General features: G+C 71.4%; 16 protein-coding genes and 1 rRNA gene. 13 read left to right on the forward strand and 4 right to left on the reverse strand.

The genetic code is table 11. The features are described 5' to 3' along the window. The first annotated feature begins 4 nt into the window (after positions 1–4). A complete protein-coding gene (locus tag KUA19_RS09820) occupies positions 5–712 on the forward strand; it encodes a dihydrofolate reductase family protein (protein WP_217395802.1) in 708 nt (235 codons plus the stop codon). A 93-nt stretch (positions 713–805) separates the two neighbouring features. On the opposite strand, the gene KUA19_RS09825 is transcribed toward KUA19_RS09820, so the two are convergent. Together KUA19_RS09825 and KUA19_RS09830 are read right to left on the reverse strand one after the other, a co-directional pair. Further along, a complete protein-coding gene (locus tag KUA19_RS09825; protein WP_308167402.1) occupies positions 806–2065 on the reverse strand; it encodes an MFS transporter in 1260 nt (419 codons plus the stop codon). Beyond that, positions 2062–2634: an ArsR/SmtB family transcription factor gene (locus KUA19_RS09830; protein WP_217395803.1), complete on the reverse strand. Its 573-nt coding sequence runs from the start codon at positions 2632–2634 to the stop codon at positions 2062–2064. Before KUA19_RS09830 ends, KUA19_RS09825 begins: the two co-directional genes overlap by 4 nt. Positions 2635–2826: 192 nt before the next feature. Between KUA19_RS09830 and KUA19_RS09835 the strand changes: the two genes are divergently transcribed. The 10 genes from KUA19_RS09835 (at position 2827) to KUA19_RS09880 (ending at position 12646) form a co-directional block, all read left to right on the forward strand. Continuing rightward, on the forward strand, positions 2827–3075 hold the full coding sequence (locus KUA19_RS09835; RefSeq protein WP_217395804.1) for a hypothetical protein: 249 nt from the start codon (positions 2827–2829) through the stop codon (positions 3073–3075). 73 nt (positions 3076–3148) lie between these two features. Next, positions 3149–4162 carry an N-acetyl-gamma-glutamyl-phosphate reductase gene (gene argC, locus KUA19_RS09840; protein ID WP_217395805.1) on the forward strand — a complete coding sequence of 338 codons (1014 nt, stop codon included), beginning with the start codon at positions 3149–3151 and terminating at the stop codon, positions 4160–4162. Between the two features lie 55 nt (positions 4163–4217). Further along, positions 4218–5372, forward strand: a complete 1155-nt coding sequence (gene argJ / locus KUA19_RS09845; protein WP_217395806.1) for a bifunctional glutamate N-acetyltransferase/amino-acid acetyltransferase ArgJ — start codon at positions 4218–4220, stop codon at positions 5370–5372. Beyond that, on the forward strand, positions 5369–6253 hold the full coding sequence (gene argB / locus KUA19_RS09850; RefSeq protein WP_217395807.1) for an acetylglutamate kinase: 885 nt from the start codon (positions 5369–5371) through the stop codon (positions 6251–6253). The genes argJ and argB overlap by 4 nt, the downstream gene beginning before the upstream one ends. Before the next feature lie 67 nt (positions 6254–6320). Then, positions 6321–7574 carry an acetylornithine transaminase gene (locus KUA19_RS09855; RefSeq protein WP_217395808.1) on the forward strand — a complete coding sequence of 418 codons (1254 nt, stop codon included), beginning with the start codon at positions 6321–6323 and terminating at the stop codon, positions 7572–7574. Further along, complete coding sequence (gene argF / locus KUA19_RS09860; protein WP_217395809.1) at positions 7571–8491, forward strand: ornithine carbamoyltransferase; 921 nt, start codon at positions 7571–7573, stop codon at positions 8489–8491. The genes KUA19_RS09855 and argF overlap by 4 nt, the downstream gene beginning before the upstream one ends. A 19-nt stretch (positions 8492–8510) precedes the next feature. Further along, positions 8511–9032, forward strand: coding sequence for an arginine repressor (locus tag KUA19_RS09865; RefSeq protein ID WP_217395810.1), 522 nt, complete (start codon positions 8511–8513; stop codon positions 9030–9032). A 137-nt stretch (positions 9033–9169) separates the two neighbouring features. Then, the gene (argH, locus tag KUA19_RS09870; protein WP_217395811.1) at positions 9170–10582 is read left to right on the forward strand and encodes an argininosuccinate lyase; all 1413 of its coding nucleotides are present in this window, start codon (positions 9170–9172) and stop codon (positions 10580–10582) included. Positions 10583–10793: 211 nt separating this feature from the next. After that, a complete protein-coding gene (locus KUA19_RS09875; RefSeq protein ID WP_308167406.1) occupies positions 10794–11405 on the forward strand; it encodes a DNA-3-methyladenine glycosylase in 612 nt (203 codons plus the stop codon). A 95-nt stretch (positions 11406–11500) separates the two neighbouring features. Beyond that, on the forward strand, positions 11501–12646 hold the full coding sequence (locus tag KUA19_RS09880; protein ID WP_217395813.1) for an acyltransferase family protein: 1146 nt from the start codon (positions 11501–11503) through the stop codon (positions 12644–12646). Positions 12647–12650: 4 nt separating this feature from the next. Here KUA19_RS09880 and KUA19_RS09885 read toward each other — a convergent pair whose 3' ends face one another. After that, positions 12651–13466, reverse strand: a complete 816-nt coding sequence (locus tag KUA19_RS09885) for an ABC transporter permease (protein WP_217395814.1) — start codon at positions 13464–13466, stop codon at positions 12651–12653. After that, the gene (locus KUA19_RS09890; RefSeq protein WP_217395815.1) at positions 13463–14182 is read right to left on the reverse strand and encodes an ABC transporter ATP-binding protein; all 720 of its coding nucleotides are present in this window, start codon (positions 14180–14182) and stop codon (positions 13463–13465) included. The genes KUA19_RS09885 and KUA19_RS09890 overlap by 4 nt, the downstream gene beginning before the upstream one ends. A 178-nt stretch (positions 14183–14360) precedes the next feature. Here KUA19_RS09890 and tyrS point away from each other — a divergent pair, with 178 nt between their 5' ends. Continuing rightward, positions 14361–15617: a tyrosine--tRNA ligase gene (gene tyrS / locus KUA19_RS09895; protein WP_308167403.1), complete on the forward strand. Its 1257-nt coding sequence runs from the start codon at positions 14361–14363 to the stop codon at positions 15615–15617. A gap of 592 nt (positions 15618–16209) precedes the next feature. After that, positions 16210–16290 (forward strand): 16S ribosomal RNA (locus KUA19_RS09900); the annotation flags it as partial.

Below are 16290 nucleotides of genomic sequence, written 5' to 3' on the forward strand. Positions count from 1 at the left end.
GTGGATGCGCAGGCTGTGGCCCGTACCGGAGCAGGAGCTGGACCAGGAGGGGCTGCTCGCGGCGTATCCGCGCGGCGAGCGGGCGCTGGTCCGGCTCAACATGGTGTCGTCGCTGGACGGCGCGGCGACCCTCGGCGGGCGCTCCGGTGGGCTGGGCAGCCCGGCCGACCAGGCGCTGCTTGGGCTGCTGCGAGCGCAGGCCGATGTGGTGCTGGTGGGGGCGGGGACGATCCGGGCCGAGGGGTACCTCGGGCCGCTGATCGGCGACGCCCTGGTCGCGCTGCGGGATGCCGCCGGGTTGGCGCCGCATCCACGGCTGGCGATCGTCAGCGGCCGCCTCGACCTCGACCTCGACGTGCTCACCACGTCCCCGGCGCGTCCGCTGCTGGTCACCTCGGCCGAGGCCGTCGTGCCACCGGCCTTCGCGGCGGCCGCGGACGTGGTTCGGGGCGGTGATCCGGCGGAGATGCTGGCCGGGCTGCGCGAACACGGCCTCGGACAGGTGCTGTGCGAGGGCGGACCGGGGCTGGCCGGGCAGTTCGCGGCGGCGGATCTGCTGGACGAGGTGTGCCTGACGCTGAGTCCGGTGCTGGCTGGGCCGGGGGCCTCGCGGATCGTGGCGGGGGAGGCGGCGATGGAGCCCCGGCGGCTCGCGCTCGCGCACACCCTGACCGACGGCACCCACCTGTTCCTGCGCTACCGCCGCCCATGATCTGAAATCGTGGACGCTGGGTGCTGCCCTGACAGCTCCCAGCGTCCACAATCCCGGATCACTCCCGCGACCAGGGCCGGGTCGCCCGGCCGGTCAGGCCGGGACCGGCTCCGCTGCTGCCGGAGCGGTCGCGGGCGTGGGCGCGTGCAGACTGCGCACTCCCCGCGACGCCACCATCGCCAGCACCACCACCGCGTTGATCCCGGCCGCCGCGAGCAACGCGTTCGAGGTGCCCATGGCGGCAGCGGCCGGACCGGCCGCGATCTGCCCCAGCGGCACCGCGAGGATCGACCCGAGGATGTCGTACGCGTACACCCGGGCCAGCCGGTCCGACGGGATGTGCTGCTGTAGCGACATGTCCCAGGCGATGGCGAACTGCTCCACCGCCGCCCCGCTGAGGAAGCCGACCACGGCCAGCACCGCCAGCGACCCCGGCCACTGCGCCAGCGTCACCAGGAACACCACCTCGGCCAGCATGCACACGGACCCGACCAGCAGCGGCCGCCGCAGCTTGAGCCGCAGCGCCACCAGCGCGCCCGCGACCATGCCCGCGGTCTCGACGGCGAGCACCAGACCCCACCCCGAGCGCCCGATGGTGCCGTCGGCGACGGTGGGGCCGAGCACGTTGAACCCGCCGACCCACGTCGCGTTGAGGATCATGAACGCGAGTACGACGATCCACACCCAGCTGCGCGAGGTGAACTCGGTCCAGCCGACGCGCATGTCGGCGAGCATCCCCTGCCGGGGGGCGGCGCGGTCGCGTACGTCGGTGACCCGGACCAGGGCGAAGAACAGCGCGCCGACGGCGAAGGTGACCGCGTCGACAGCCAGGCCCCAGCCGGGTCCGGCCGCGGCGACGAGCAGACCGCCCAGGGCCGCGCCGCCGATCATCGCGGCGTTGCCGGACAGGCGGTTGAGCGCGTTGGCCTGCTGGAGCAGGTCACCGGGGACGGTCTGGGGCACCAGGGCGGCGGTGGCGGGCAGGGAGAACGCGCTGACCATGCCGTTGACGGCACCGAGCGCCATCAGCAGCGGGACGGTCGCCGAGCCGGTGAGCACCAGGACCGCGACGGCGGTCTGGGTGGCGGCGGCCAGGAGGCTGGAGCCGACCATGACCAGGTGCCGGGGCAGCCGGTCGGCGATGACGCCGCCGAACAGCACGAACACGACGTTGGTGAGCGACCGGGCGCCGACGACCAGGCCGAGGGCGCTGGCGGAGTGGGTCAGGTCGAGCACGGCGAAGGCGAGCGCGATCGGGGCGATGGCGTTGCCGAGCAGACTGATCAGGCGGCCGAGGGCGAGGTTGCGGAACGCGGGGTGGCGCAGCGGGGACAGGGCGGCGGCGAGGGTCACGGTTCTTCCATTCGGAACAGGGCAATCGTGGCGCTGACGTGCAGCGTTCCGGGGGTGTGCGGGCGGCGGGCGCGGCGGTGCAGGTCGTCGCCGGCGGCGGCGATCCGGTCGCGGATCTCGCGCCAGTCGTCAGGGTCGACCCAGAACTCGGCGTCGGCGAGGAAGTTTCCGCGGGCGGCGAGCATGGACCGGGCACGCCGTTGCAGTTCGGTGGCGAGCGCGGCGTAGACCAGGCGGGAGCCTTCGGGGTCGCTGACGGGCTCGGGCCGGTCGGGGTGCAGGACCAGATCGCGGTCGAGGTCGTATCGGTAGCGCTTGGCGCGGCCGCCGCGCACCTGCTCCTGCTCGGCGACGGTGATGGTGCCGTTGGCCAGCAGCAGGCGCAGGTGGTAGCTGGCGTTGGCGTGGGTGAGGTCGAGTTCGCGGGCGACCTCGGCGGCGCTCATGGCCGCGCCGGTGAGCAGCGACAGGATGCGCAGCCGGATCGGGTGGGCCAGAGCGCGCAGCCCGCCGGTGACGGCCCGCAGGGACGGCTCGTCGACTGGAGCGTCCGCATCTCCCAAAGACATGTTGGGGAGTCTAGGCACACCTTTCGGCGACCGTCAAAGAGTTATTGGGGAGTCGGCGGACGGGGGTGAAGTTCTCCCGTCGTTCACGTCCGTCGGTGGGCACGTCGCGCCGTGGTTCGGGCAACCTGGGTCCGGGATCCAGTGGAAGCTGGAGATGGGGGTCGGGTGGGGGAGCGGTCGACGGAGGTGGACGTGGAGCGGCACGAGCTGGTGTTGGCCCTGCTGGAGTCGGGGCAGCCGCCCGAGTCGTTCCAGATTCCGGGCGTGCACGAATACCTGCCGCCGCACACCGAGTTCTGGTTCCTGCGGCAGGCGGGGCCGCGCTGGGAGGTCGGGGCGTACGCGCGCGGCGAGTACGAGGTGCGCGAGTCCTTCGACAGCGAGACCGCGGCCTGCGCCTGCCTGTTCGAGGTGCTCGTGGGCACGCCCCCGCTCGGGTGAGTGACCGGCACCTCACTTGCATGAAAATGCAGCGGGCCGTATTCTCATCACTAATAGTTATGCGGAGGTTATTATGGGAATCCGGGTCGCGGTCGCCGGTGCCAGCGGATACGCGGGCGGCGAGCTGCTGCGCCTGATCGCCGGGCACCCCGAGTTCGAGCTCGTGGCAGCCACGGCGCACAGCCAGGCGGGCAAGCCGCTCGCCTCGGCGCACCCCCACCTGACCGGACTCGACCTGACCCTAGTCGAGACCGCCCCCGACGCGTTCGCCGACGCCGACCTGGTCTTCCTGGCGCTGCCGCACGGCGAGTCCGCCGCGCTGGCCGCCATTCTGCCCGATACAGTCAAGGTTGTCGATCTGGGCGCCGATCACCGGCTGCACGACGCCGACGCCTGGGCCCGCTACTACGGCGGCGCCCACGCCGGCGCCTGGGTCTACGGCCTGCCCGAGCTGCCCGGCCAGCGCGCGAAGATCGCCGAGGCGCACCGGGTCGCCAACACCGGCTGCTACGCCGTGGCGATCACGCTCGCGCTGGCGCCGCTGCTGCACAGCGGGTTGGCCGACGCCGACGACGTGGTCGTGGTGGCGGCCTCCGGCACCTCCGGCGCGGGCAAGTCCGCCAAGACGCACCTGCTGGGCAGCGAGGTCATGGGCGACCTCAGCCCGTACAAGGTGGGCGCGCACCAGCACGTGCCCGAGATCAAGCAGGCCACCGGCGCGCGCTCGCTGTCGCTGACGCCGGTGCTCGCCCCCATGCCGCGCGGCATCCTGGCCACCGTCACCGCCAAGCCCACCAGCTGCGACATCACCTCCGCGGTGGTCCGCGCGGTGCTCGCCGACGCATACGGTGACGCGCCCCTGGTGCACCTGCTGCCGGAGGGGGCCTGGCCGCACACCGCCGCCACCCTCGGCTCCGGCGCGGCGCACCTGCAGGCGACCCTCGACGTCGACAGCGGCCGGATCATCGTGGTCAGCGCCATCGACAACCTCGGCAAGGGCGCCGCCGCGCAGGCGGTGCAGAACGCCAACATCATGTTCGAGCTGCCCGAGACCGCTGGCCTGTCCGTGTACGGGGTGGCACCGTGAGCGCGAGGAGTGCAGCGAAGCGGAGCCCCGCAGTCGCGAACGAAGGGGTGGCACCGTGACCGTCACCTCGCCCAAGGGCTTCCGGGCCGCCGGGGTATCCGCCGGGCTGAAGGGCGCCGGGAAGCTGGACGTGGCGCTGGTCGTCAACGACGGCCCCGACGCCACCGCCGCGGCCGTCTTTACCGGCAACCGGGTGAAGGCCGCGCCGGTCATGTGGTCCCAGCAGATCATCAAGGGCCGCGCGGTCAAGGCCGTGGTGCTCAACTCCGGCGGCGCGAACGCCTGCACCGGGCCGGGCGGCTTCCAGGACACCCACGCCACCGCCGAGTCGGTGGCCCGCCGCCTGGGCGGCATGGGCGCGGGCCAGGTCGCGGTCTGTTCGACCGGCCTGATCGGCGAGCGCCTGCCCATGCCCAAGCTGCTGTCGGGCATCGAGGGCGCGGCCAAGGCACTGGCCAAGGCGGGCGGCTTCGCCGCCGCCGAAGCCATCATGACGACCGACACCCGGCCGAAGGTGGTCGAGCTGACCGGCGACGGCTGGACCATCGGGGGTATGGCCAAGGGCGCGGGCATGCTCGCCCCGTCCCTGGCCACCATGCTGTGCGTGCTCACCACCGACGCGGTGGCGGGCGCCGACGCCCTGGACGAGGCGCTGCGCGAGGCCTGCCGGGTCACCTTCGACCGGCTCGACTCCGACGGCTGCATGTCGACCAACGACACCGTGCTGCTGCTGGCCTCCGGCGCCTCCGGCGTCGAGCCCACGCAGGAGGAGCTGACCGAGGCGGTCACCGCCGCCTGCCGCGACCTGGCCCAGCAGCTGCTGGCCGACGCCGAGGGGCACACCAAGCAGGTCGCGGTCGAGGTGGTCAACGCCGAGACCGAGGACGACGCGGTGGAGGTCGGCCGGGCGGTGGCGCGCAACAACCTGGTGAAGACCGCGCTGTTCGGTAGGGACCCGAACTGGGGCCGCATCCTGGCCGCGGTCGGCACCACCGGCGCGGTGTTCGAGAGCGACGAACTGGACGTGGCGATCAACGGCGTGTGGGTCTGCCGCTCCGGCGCCGCCGCCGAGGACCGGGCCAAGGTGGACCTGAGCGGAGTGCAGGTGAAGATCACGATCGACCTCAACGCCGGTGACGAGTCGGCGACCGTGTGGACCAACGACCTGTCCCACGCGTACGTGCACGAGAACTCGGCGTACAGCTCATGACGCCGCAGGAGCGGGCGCAGGCCTTGGTCGGGGCGCTGCCGTGGCTGAACCGGCTGCGCGGGGCGATCGTGGTGGTCAAGTACGGCGGCCACGCCATGACCACGCCTGAGCTGCGTGAGTCGTTCGCCGCCGACATGGCTTTTCTGCGCGCCGCCGGGCTGCGCCCGGTGGTGGTGCACGGCGGTGGCCCGCAGATCTCGGCCATGCTGGACCGGATGGGCATCGCCTCGGAGTTCAAGGGCGGCCTGCGGGTCACCACCGCCGAGGCGATGGAGATCGTGCGGATGGTGCTGCTGGGCATCGGCAAGGACCTCGGGGCCCTGATCGGCAGGCACGGCGTGCGCTCGGTCGGGCTGTCCGGCGAGGACGGCGGTCTGATCACCGCCGTACGCCGCGGGACGGTCGTGGACGGGCAGGAGGTCGACCTCGGCCAGGTCGGTGACGCGGGCGAGGTCGACACCGCGCTGCTGCACGGTCTGCTCGACAAGGGCGTGGTGCCGGTGGTCTCCACCGTCGCCCCCGACGAGCACGGCGTGCCGCACAACCTCAACGCCGACACCGCCGCCGCCGCGCTCGCGGTCGCGCTGGGCGCCCGCAAGCTGATCGTCCTCACCGACGTGCCCGGCGTATACGCCAACTGGCCCGACACCTCCACCCTGCTTTCGCGGTTGTCCGCCAAGGAGCTGGAGGTGCTGTTGCCGACCCTGTCGGCGGGCATGGTGCCCAAGATGGAGGCCTGCCTGCGCGCCGTACGCGGAGGCGTGCCCGCCGCGCACGTGGTCGACGGCCGGGTGCCGCACTCCACCCTGCTGGAACTGTTCACCGACGAGGGCTTCGGGACCATGGTCGTGCCCGACGCCGAGCTGGAGGAAGCGTCGTGAGCGAGCGAAGCGAGCGAACCATGTGGTGTGGCAGTCATGCCGCCGACGAGCGAAGCGAGGAGAAGGCATGACTCTCACCGACCGGTGGAAGCAGTCGATGATGGACAACTACGGCACCCCGCCGCTGGCGCTGGTCAGCGGTAAGGGCGCGGTGGTGGTCGACGAGTCCGGCCGCGAGTACGTCGACCTGCTCGCGGGCATCGCCGTCAACGCGCTCGGGCACGGCCACCCGGCCGTGGTGGCCGCGGTGACCAAGCAGATCTCGCAGCTGGGGCACGTGTCGAACCTGTTCGTGGCCGAGCCGCCGGTGGCGCTGGCCGAGCTGCTGCTGGCGCTGACGGGGCGCCCCGGTCGGGTGTTCTTCGGCAACTCCGGCGCCGAGGCCAACGAGGCCGCGTTCAAGCTGTCCCGGCGTACCGGCCGCACGAAGATCGTCGCCGCGCAGGACGCGTTCCACGGGCGGACCATGGGCGCGCTGGCGCTGACCGGCCAGCCGGGCAAGGCCGACCCGTTCCGCCCGCTGCCGGGCGACGTCGTGCACGTGCCGTACGGCGACACCGCCGCGCTGACCGCCGCCGTCGACGGGGATACCGCGATGGTCATCCTCGAGCCGATCATGGGCGAGTCCGGCGTGCTGCCCGCACCGCCCGGTTACCTTGCCGCCGCCCGCGAGCTGACCGCCAAGCACGGCGCGCTGCTGGCCCTGGACGAGGTGCAGACCGGCATCGGCCGCACCGGTCACTGGTTCGCCCACCAGGCCGAGGGCGTCTCGCCCGACATCATCACCCTGGCCAAGGGCCTGGGCGGCGGCCTGCCGATCGGCGCCACGATCGCCTTCTCCGACGGCGCCTTCGCGCAGACCCACCCCGGCGGCGCCGCGGCCCTGTTCACGCCCGGCCAGCACGGCACCACCTTCGGCGGCAATCCGGTCGCCTGCGCCGCGGCCCTGGCCGTGCTGCGCACCATCGCCGCCGACGGGCTGCTCGACCACGTCAAGCGGATCGGCGAGCGGATCCGGCGCGGCATCGAGGCGCTGGGCCACCCGCTGGTCTCCGGCGTACGCGGGGCCGGGCTGCTGCTCGGGATCACACTGACCGCCCCGGCCTCCGGTGCACTGGCCAAGGAGCTGCTCGCGGCCGGGTTCATCGTCAACGCCAACCAGCCCGACGTGATCCGGCTCGCTCCACCGCTGATCCTCACCGCCGAGCAGGCCGACGCCTTCCTGGCCGGGTTCGCCCACGCCCTCGACTCTCTCGGTGCCACCGCCGTCCCCGAGCAGGCCGTCCCTGCCGACGCTCCCGCTCAGGAGAAGACCGCATGAAGCATTTCCTCAAGGACGACGACCTCAGCTCCGCCGAGCAGGAGCAGGTGCTCGACCTGGCCGACGTGTACGCCGCCGACCGGCTCGGCAGCCGCACCGCCCTGGACGGGCGGGCAATCGCGGTGCTGTTCGAGAAGCCGTCGCTGCGCACCCGGGTCTCGTTCGAGGTCGGCATCTCCGAACTGGGCGCGCACGCGGTGCTCATCGATGCCACCAACACCCACTTCGGCCGGGGCGAGACCATGTCCGACGCGGCCAAGGTGCTGTCGCGCTACGTCGACGCCATCGTCATCCGCACCTTCGAGGACACCCGGATCGAGGAGCTGGCCGCCGCGGCCACCGTGCCGGTCGTCAACGCGCTGACCAACAGCTTCCACCCGTGCCAGGTGCTGGCCGACCTGCAGACCGTGCGGCAGCGGCTGGGCAGCCCCAAGGGCAGGACCCTGACGTACGTCGGCGACGCGGCCAACAACATGGCCCACTCGTACCTGCTCGGCGGGGCGGTCGCGGGCATGCACGTGCGCATCGCGGGGCCGCACGGGTTCACCGCCGACCCGGCGATCGTGGCACGGGCGGCGGCGATCGCGGCCCGCACCGGTGGCTCGGTCACCGAGTTCACCGACGCCAAGCAGGCCGCCGCCGGGGCCGACGTCATCGCCACCGACACGTGGACCTCCATGGGCCACGAGGGCGACGGGCTGGACCGGATCACCCCCTTCCTGCCGTACCAGGTCAATGACGCGCTGCTCGGCCACGCCCACCCGGACGCGATCGTGCTGCACTGCCTGCCCGCCCACCGGGGCGAGGAGATCACCGACGAGGTGATGGACGGACCGGCCAGCGCCGTGTTCGACCAGGCGGAGAACCGGCTGCACGCCCAGAAGGCGCTGCTGACGTTCCTGATGACACAGTCCTGAGAACCAGGGGTGATGCCCGATGACCGCACCGCAGACCCGCACCGCGCGCCATGCCCGCATCGAGGAGCTGATCCGGGGCGGCGGCGTGACGTCGCAGACCCAGTTGGGCGAGCTGCTGGCCGCCGACGGCGTCCAGGTCACCCAGGCCACGCTCTCGCGTGACCTGGAGGAGCTGGGCGCGGTCAAGGTACGTGGCCGCGACGGCGGCCCGGCGGTCTACCTCATCCCCGAGGACGGGCACCCGGCGCTGCGCCCGGCCACCATGGGCCCGGCCCGGCTGATCCGGCTGCTGCGCGAGGTGCTCAACGGCACCGACCACAGCGGCAACCTGGCCGTGCTGCGCACCCCGCCGGGTGCGGCCCATTACCTGGCCAGCGCCATCGACCGCAGCGGCCTGCCCGACGTGGTCGGCACCATCGCCGGCGACGACACCATCTTCGTCGTCGCCCGCGGCGCCGACGCCGGAGAAGCCCTCGCCGCCAAGTTCCAGTCCTGGGCCCTGGACACCACCCCCGTCGACGACACCGACGACCCCCTCTGACCGCCACCGACCCTAACCGACGCGTCGATCATGAACTTATGGCACGGTTCGACGGTGTGTCGCCGCCATAACTTCATGATCGACGCGTCGCCTTGTACACGGCAACAGCAGCATCAGCAGCGAGAGAGGAACAAAGCATGACCAGGCTCTGGGGAGGGCGGTTCGCCGACGGACCGGCCGAGGCGCTGGCCCGGCTGTCGGTGAGCGTCCACTTCGACTGGCGGCTCGCCCCGTACGACATCGCCGGGTCACGGGCCCACGCCCGGGTGCTGGCCGCCGCCGGGCTGCTCGACCCCGACGAGCTCGGGCAGATGCTCGCCGCGCTCGACGACCTCGACGCCGCCGTCGCCACGGGCACGTTCCGGCCCACCATCGAGGACGAGGACGTGCACACCGCCCTTGAGCGCGGCCTGCTCGAGCGCCTCGGCACCCTCGGCGGCAAGCTGCGCGCCGGACGCTCCCGCAACGACCAGGTCGCCACCGACCTGCGGCTGTACCTGCGTGACCACGCCCGCGGCCTGGCCGGTGCCATCACCGAACTCGCCGAGGCGCTCACCGACCAGGCGTCCCGCCACGTCGACACCCCCGCCCCGGGCATGACCCACGTGCAGCACGCCCAGCCGGTCACCTTCGGGCACTGGCTGCTCGCGCACGTACACCCGCTGCTGCGCGACCTGGAGCGGCTGCGCGACTGGGACCACCGCGCCGCCGTCAGCCCGCTCGGCGCCGGTGCGCTGGCCGGTTCGGGCCTGCCGCTGGACCCGGTGGCCGTCTCCAAGGAGCTGGGCTTCCGCACGTCGTTCGCCAACTCGATGGACGCCGTCAGCGACCGCGACTTCGTCGCCGAGTTCCTCTTCGTCACCGCGCTGCTCGGGGTGCACCTGTCCCGGTTGGGCGAGGAGGTGGTGCTGTGGACCTCGTACGAGTTCGGCTGGGTCGAGCTCGACGACGCCTTCGCCACCGGCTCGTCGATCATGCCGCAGAAGAAGAACGCCGACATCGCCGAGCTGGCCCGGGGCAAGGCCGGTCGCCTCATCGGCGGGCTGGTCAACGTGCTGACCATGCTCAAGGGCCTGCCGCTGACCTACGACCGGGACATGCAGGAGGACAAGGAGCCCGTCTTCGACGCCCTCGACACGCTCAGCCTGGTGCTGCCCGCGCTCACCGGCATGATCGGCACCATGACGGTACGGACCGACCGCCTGGCCGCCTCCGCGCCCGTCGGCTTCTCGCTGGCCACCGAGGTGGCCGACTGGCTGGTGCGCAAGCACGTGCCGTTCCGCGACGCGCATGAGATCACCGGCAAACTGGTGGCCCTGTGCGCGCTGCGCGGCTGCGAACTGCACGAGGTCAGCGACGCCGACCTGGCCGCGGTCAGCGAGCACCTGGACCCCTCGGTGCGCGACGTGCTCACCGTCGGGTCGGCGCTGGCCGCCCGGATCACGCCCGGCTCCACGGGCCCCGGCCCGGTCGCCGACCAGCTCGCCGCCGTCCAGGACCACCTCAAGACCTGGCACGACTGGTCCGCCGAATCGGTCGTCCCCCGCTGACCCAACCGGCCCCCGCGCACCTGGGCCGCGCCACCACCCGTTTTCCGTAGACGTCGGCCCAGCACAGTGCCCCGGAAAAGATCACTACCGGGAACCGGACAAGATCACTTTCGCGGTGCTGGGCCGGGGTCAACGGAAAGAGCGGGACGCCCACGAGGCGATCGGACGGGCCGGGATGTGCGGGCGCGCGTTCGTGGGGTTAGCTGGCGTGGTGGACTACGCATGGCTGCACGCGCCCGCGGCGCAGGTGCCACAGACGGCACGCACCCTGCTGGGCTGGGAGCTGGGCTGCGGCGAGGTGCGGATCAGGCTGACCGAGGTCGAGGCGTACGCGGGCACCGGTGAGGACCCCGCCTCCCACGCCCACCGCGGCCCGACCCCGCGCACGACCGTCATGTTCGGTGCCGCTGGGCACGCCTACCTCTACTACATCTTCGGCGCCCACTGGTGCCTCAACATCGTCTGCGGCCGGTCCGGCGAGGCGGCCGCGGTGCTGGTCCGCGCCGGTGAGGTGATCGCGGGCGAGGAGCAGGCCCGCACCCGCCGGGGCGAGGTCGCCCACCGCGACCTCGCCCGGGGTCCGGCCCGGCTCGTCGTGGCGCTCGGCGTCGACCCGTCCGCCAACGGCACCTCGATGCTCGACGGCACCGGTCCGCTGCTGCTCAGCCCCCCGACCCAGCCGGTGGAGCCGCAATCCATCACCGCCGGCCCGCGCGTGGGCGTCGCCGCCGCGCACGACGTGCCGTGGCGCTTCTGGATCGCCGGTGACCGCACCGTCAGCGCGTACCGCAGGCACAGCCCACGACGCAGATCCGTCTCCTGATCTTGGGCGTCGCACGTCCTCAGCAGGTCTTGAGCCGCTGTTCAGGTGGGGTATGCTCCGCGGGCCGCAGCACCTGGCAGGGAACGGAGCACCTGATGACCCGCATGGACCATGCCCCGTCGGTGCCCGCGGAGTGGCCAGGGCTGTCCGCGACGATTGCGGCGCAGCACGTGCCGCGTCCGTCGGCGTCGGTGCGCCTGCCGGTGCTCGACGGGCTGCGGCTGCTGGCCGCGCTGATGGTGGTCGGCTTCCACCTGGTGCACAACTCCAGCAGCGTCTGGGGCGCGCCGCCCGCGGCCGTGTTCGGGCCCCTGGACACGGTGGCGCGCTACGGCTGGCTCGGCGTGCAGTTGTTCTTCCTCATCAGTGGCTTCGTGATCTGCATGAGCAGTTGGGGGCGCGGCCTCGGGGACTTCTTCGTGTCGCGGGCGGTGCGCCTCTACCCGGCGTACTGGGCCGCGGTGCTGTTGACGACCGCGGTGCTGACGCTGTGGCCGGTGATCCTGCACCGGTTGCCGCTGCCGGAGATCCTGGCGAACCTGACGATGCTCAACGGACTGCTCGGGTTGCGCTTCGTCGACAACTCGTACTGGACCCTCACCGTCGAGCTGGTCTTCTACCTGCTGTTCGCGGTCGTGGTGGCGCGGGGGGTGAACCACCGGCGGGTGGTGGCCTTCTGCGGGCTGTGGACCGTGGCCTCAGTGCTCGCGCTGAGCACGCACAACCCGTGGCTCAACCTGGTGCTCGCCGCCGAGCACGCGCCGTACTTCGTGGCCGGGATGGCGCTGTTCCTGGTGCACCGGTTCGGCCCGAATCTGCTGCTGTGGTCGATCGTCGGGATTTCGTGGCTGCTCGCGGTCGCGGGCGCGGCCGGACGGGCGTACGCGCGAGGCGTGTCCTATCCGGCGGTCATCGTCATCATCTCCGCGTTCTTCCTGGTCATGAGCGCGGTGTCGCTGGGCCTGCTGTCCCGGATCCGGGCGCGATGGCTGGTCACCGCCGGTGCGCTGACCTATCCGCTGTACCTGCTGCACCAGATGATCGGGTTGACCGCCATCGCCGGCCTGCACTCGTACGTGCCCGCCTACGCCCTGCTGACCGGGCTGGTCGTGGCGTTGTTGCTGGCGGCCTGGCTCGTCCACCGGTGGGTGGAGCGGCCGGTGTCGCGGTGGATGAAGCGCCACCTCAGCGGGTCGATGCGCCGGCTGAGGACCGCACCCGCCCCGTCCGCGTCCCGCTGACCGATCAGTCGCCGAAGCGTGACAGCTTGCCGCGGTGACGGGCGTGGCGCAGCGCGTACGCCAGGAAGCCCAGCGCGAGCGCCACGTACACCACGTCCAGAACGGCGGCCGTGACCAGCGCCGCCCAGTCGAAGGCGCCCCCGGCCAGCACAGTCCGCATACTCTCGAACACGTACGACGCGGGCACCGCCCGCGACGCCGTCTGCAGCGCCTGCGGCAGCACCGACAGCGGGTAGAACACCGCCGAGAACGGCTGGAACACGAACGACAGGATCCACGCCAGCACCTGCGCACTGGCCCCGAACCGCAGCACCACCGCGATCGCGAAGACGCCCAGCGCCCACCCCATCACGATCAGCACCACCATGTACGGCACCAGCGCCGGACCCATGCTGAACAGCCCGAACCCGAACAGCAGCAGGGCCAGCCCGCCCATCGTGGCCGCGCTGACCGCCATCTTGAACGAGCCGAACAGCACCAGCCCGGCCAGGTACTCGCGCACCGTCACCGGGGTCACGAACAGGTTGATCAGGTTGCGGCTCCAGATGTCGTCCAGGAACGCCAGCGACAGCTCGCCCTGCGACCGGTAGAGCACCTGCCACAGCAGCGTCGCGCCCAGCAGCGCGCTCACCGCCATCGACATCGCGTTGGCCTGCAGGTACAGCGAGACCGAACCCCAGATGATCAGTTCGAGGGTGGGCCAGAAGATCGTCTCGATCCACCGCGGCGTGTTGCCGCGGAACGCGTAGAAGTCGCGCAGGATGATGCCCCAGATGCGGCGCCGCGACGCGGCGGCACCGGAGGCGAGCAGCGTCGTCACTGTCGGGCCACCTTCAGGAAGACCTCTTCGAGGTCGGTCACTCCGTACTCGCCGGCCAGCTGCTCGGCGTTGCCCTCGGCCACGATCCGGCCGCCGGCGATGAAGTGGATGCGATGGCACATCCGCTCCACCTCCCGCATGTTGTGCGAGGTGATCAGCATCGCTCGGCCGGATTCACGAGCCTGCGCCAGCAGCAGCTCGCGCATCCGGTCGCCCACGTCGGGGTCCAGGCTGGCGGTCGGTTCGTCGAGCACCAGCAGCTCCGGTTCGTTGATCAGCGCCTTGGCCAGCTGCACCCGGGTCTGCTGCCCCGAGGACAGTTCCCGGAACCGCTGGTCGCGCAGCCTGCCGAGGTCGAGCAGTTCGATCACCTGGTCGACCCGCGCGGCGGGGCGGGCCACGCCGTACGAGTAGGCGAACGCCCGCAGCACCTCCCACACCCGCAGCGAGCCGGGCAGACCCAGGTACCCGGCGGCGAAGTTGATCCGACTCAGCACCTCGGTGCGATGACGGGCCGGATCGCGGCCGAACAGCCGAACCGTGCCGGAGTCGGGGGAGATCAGACCCAGCACCATGTGCAGGGTGGTGCTCTTGCCCGCGCCGTTCGGGCCGAGCAGGCCGACGATCTCGCCGGGCTCGACGCGCAGGCTCACCCCGTCGACGGCCCGCACCGCGCCGAAGGCTTTGCGGATGGCTTGGACATCGAGGACGGTCACGCTGGTCATGGTGGCGTGCGGCCTGCGGTGGGGACAACGGAATTTCGCCGGGGGTACACCGAACGAGGCGTCCCGCCGTACCCACCCGGGGAAGTGCTGGTCACGGCCCGGCTGCCGGAGGCGGAGCGGGACCAAACCGGTTGCCCGGCCGCGGGTGCCATGCGCGACAATCGACGGCGTGACGGACATCCTCGACGACCTGAAGTGGCGCGGCCTGCTGCAGGACTGCACCGGCCTTGACGAGCTGCGCGAAGACCTGGCCAACGGACCGCTGACCTTCTATGTCGGGTTCGACCCGACCGCGCCCAGCCTCCACCTCGGCCACCTGACGCAGGTGCTCACCGCGCGCCGTTTCCAGTTGGAGGGGCACCGGCCGCTGCTGCTGGTCGGCGGGGCGACCGGCCAGATCGGCGACCCGAAGGAGTCCGGCGAGCGCTCGCTCAACTCGCCCGAGGTGGTCGAGGGCTGGGTCGGCAAGATCCGTGGGCAGGTGGAGCCGTTCTTCGACTTCGAGGGCCCGGCCGCCGCCCGCATGGTCAACAACCTGGACTGGACCTCGAAGCTGTCGGCGATCGAGTTCCTGCGCGACGTGGGCAAGCACTTCCCGGTCAACAAGATGCTGGCCCGCGACGTGGTGAAGAACCGGCTGGAGACCGGCATCAGCTTCACCGAGTTCAGCTACCAGCTGCTGCAGTCGCACGACTACTTCGAGCTGCACCAGCGGTACGGCTGCCGGCTGCAGTTCGGCGGCTCGGACCAGTGGGGCAACATCACCGCGGGCGTGGACTACATCCGCCGCCGGGGTGCCGGACCGGTGCACGCTTTCACCACGGCGCTGGTCACCAAGGCCGACGGCACCAAGTTCGGCAAGACCGAGGGCGGGGCGATCTGGCTCGACCCGACCATGACCAGCCCGTACGCGTTCTACCAGTTCTGGATCAACACCGACGATCGCGACGTGCTCCGCTACCTGAAGTACTTCTCCTTCCGCTCCCGCGAGGAGCTGCTGGAGCTGGAGCGGGAGACCGCGGAGCGGCCGTTCGCGCGGGCGGCGCAGAAGGCGCTGGCCGAGGAGCTGACCACGCTGCTGCACGGCAAGGACGAGTGCGCCCAGGTGGTCGCGGCCTCGCAGGCGCTGTTCGGCCGGGGCGCGCTGGACGAGCTGGCGCCCTCGACGCTGCGTTCGGCGCTGTCGGAGGCGGGCCTGGTGACGGTGTCCGAGCTGCCCAGCGTGTCGGTGCTGTTCAAGGAGGCGGGCCTGGCGGCGAGCCTCGGCGAGGCGCGGCGCGCGGTCGGCGAGGGCGGGGCGTACGTCAACAACGAGCGCATCACCGACGCCGACGCCCCGCTGTCGGAGGACCTGCTGCTGCACGGGCGGTTCCTGGTGCTGCGGCGCGGCAAGAAGACCATCGCGGGCGCCGAACTGGCTCGATAACGCGCTGACCTGCGCTAATAGGGACCTCTGGATCATGTGACGGGGGACGCGGTCCGCCGATTTGCGATCGGCGCCGCGTCCCCCGTAATGTTCTCTCTGCCAGCGCGGAACGGACAAAAACGCCAGGGCCTGAGGGTCTAGGTGAAAGTGGACGGAGCGCACCGGGCGGGGCGGATTTGATCGCGCGAACCCGACCGGGTAGGGTAATCGAGCCGGTGACGAGCCGGGCGGACAGCGGTGCCGAGTTTCTTCGGTGAGTATCGCGTCGGCCGGGTCACTGGTTCTCCTCGAACCGCTCAGCCCCTCAGGGGTTTGGTGTGTGCGGGGTGTCCAAACGGACGAGTCGGGCAGATCCGAAAATTCGGGTTTGACACGGAGCGACCGGATGGGTAGGCTGGGTGAGTTGCCCCGGAGGCGAGCGAGACGAGATCTCGGGAGCCGCGGAGTGTGCTTGTTCTTTGAGAACTCAACAGGGTGCTAGATATGCCAGTGCCAATTTATTGATCACCTCGTCGTGGTCATTCCTTTGGTATTAAGCAAACATTTGGACATTTATTTGTCGGTGGTTGTTTTTTGCCGGGTTTTTGAATTCTTTTTGGAGAGTTTGATCCTGGCTCAGGACGAACGCTGGCGGCGTGCTTAACACATGCAAGTCGAGCGGAAAGGCCTTTCG

It is taken from the genome of Catellatospora tritici, from assembly GCF_019083965.1.
In the GTDB taxonomy this organism is placed as follows: Bacteria; Actinomycetota; Actinomycetes; order Mycobacteriales; family Micromonosporaceae; genus Catellatospora; species Catellatospora tritici.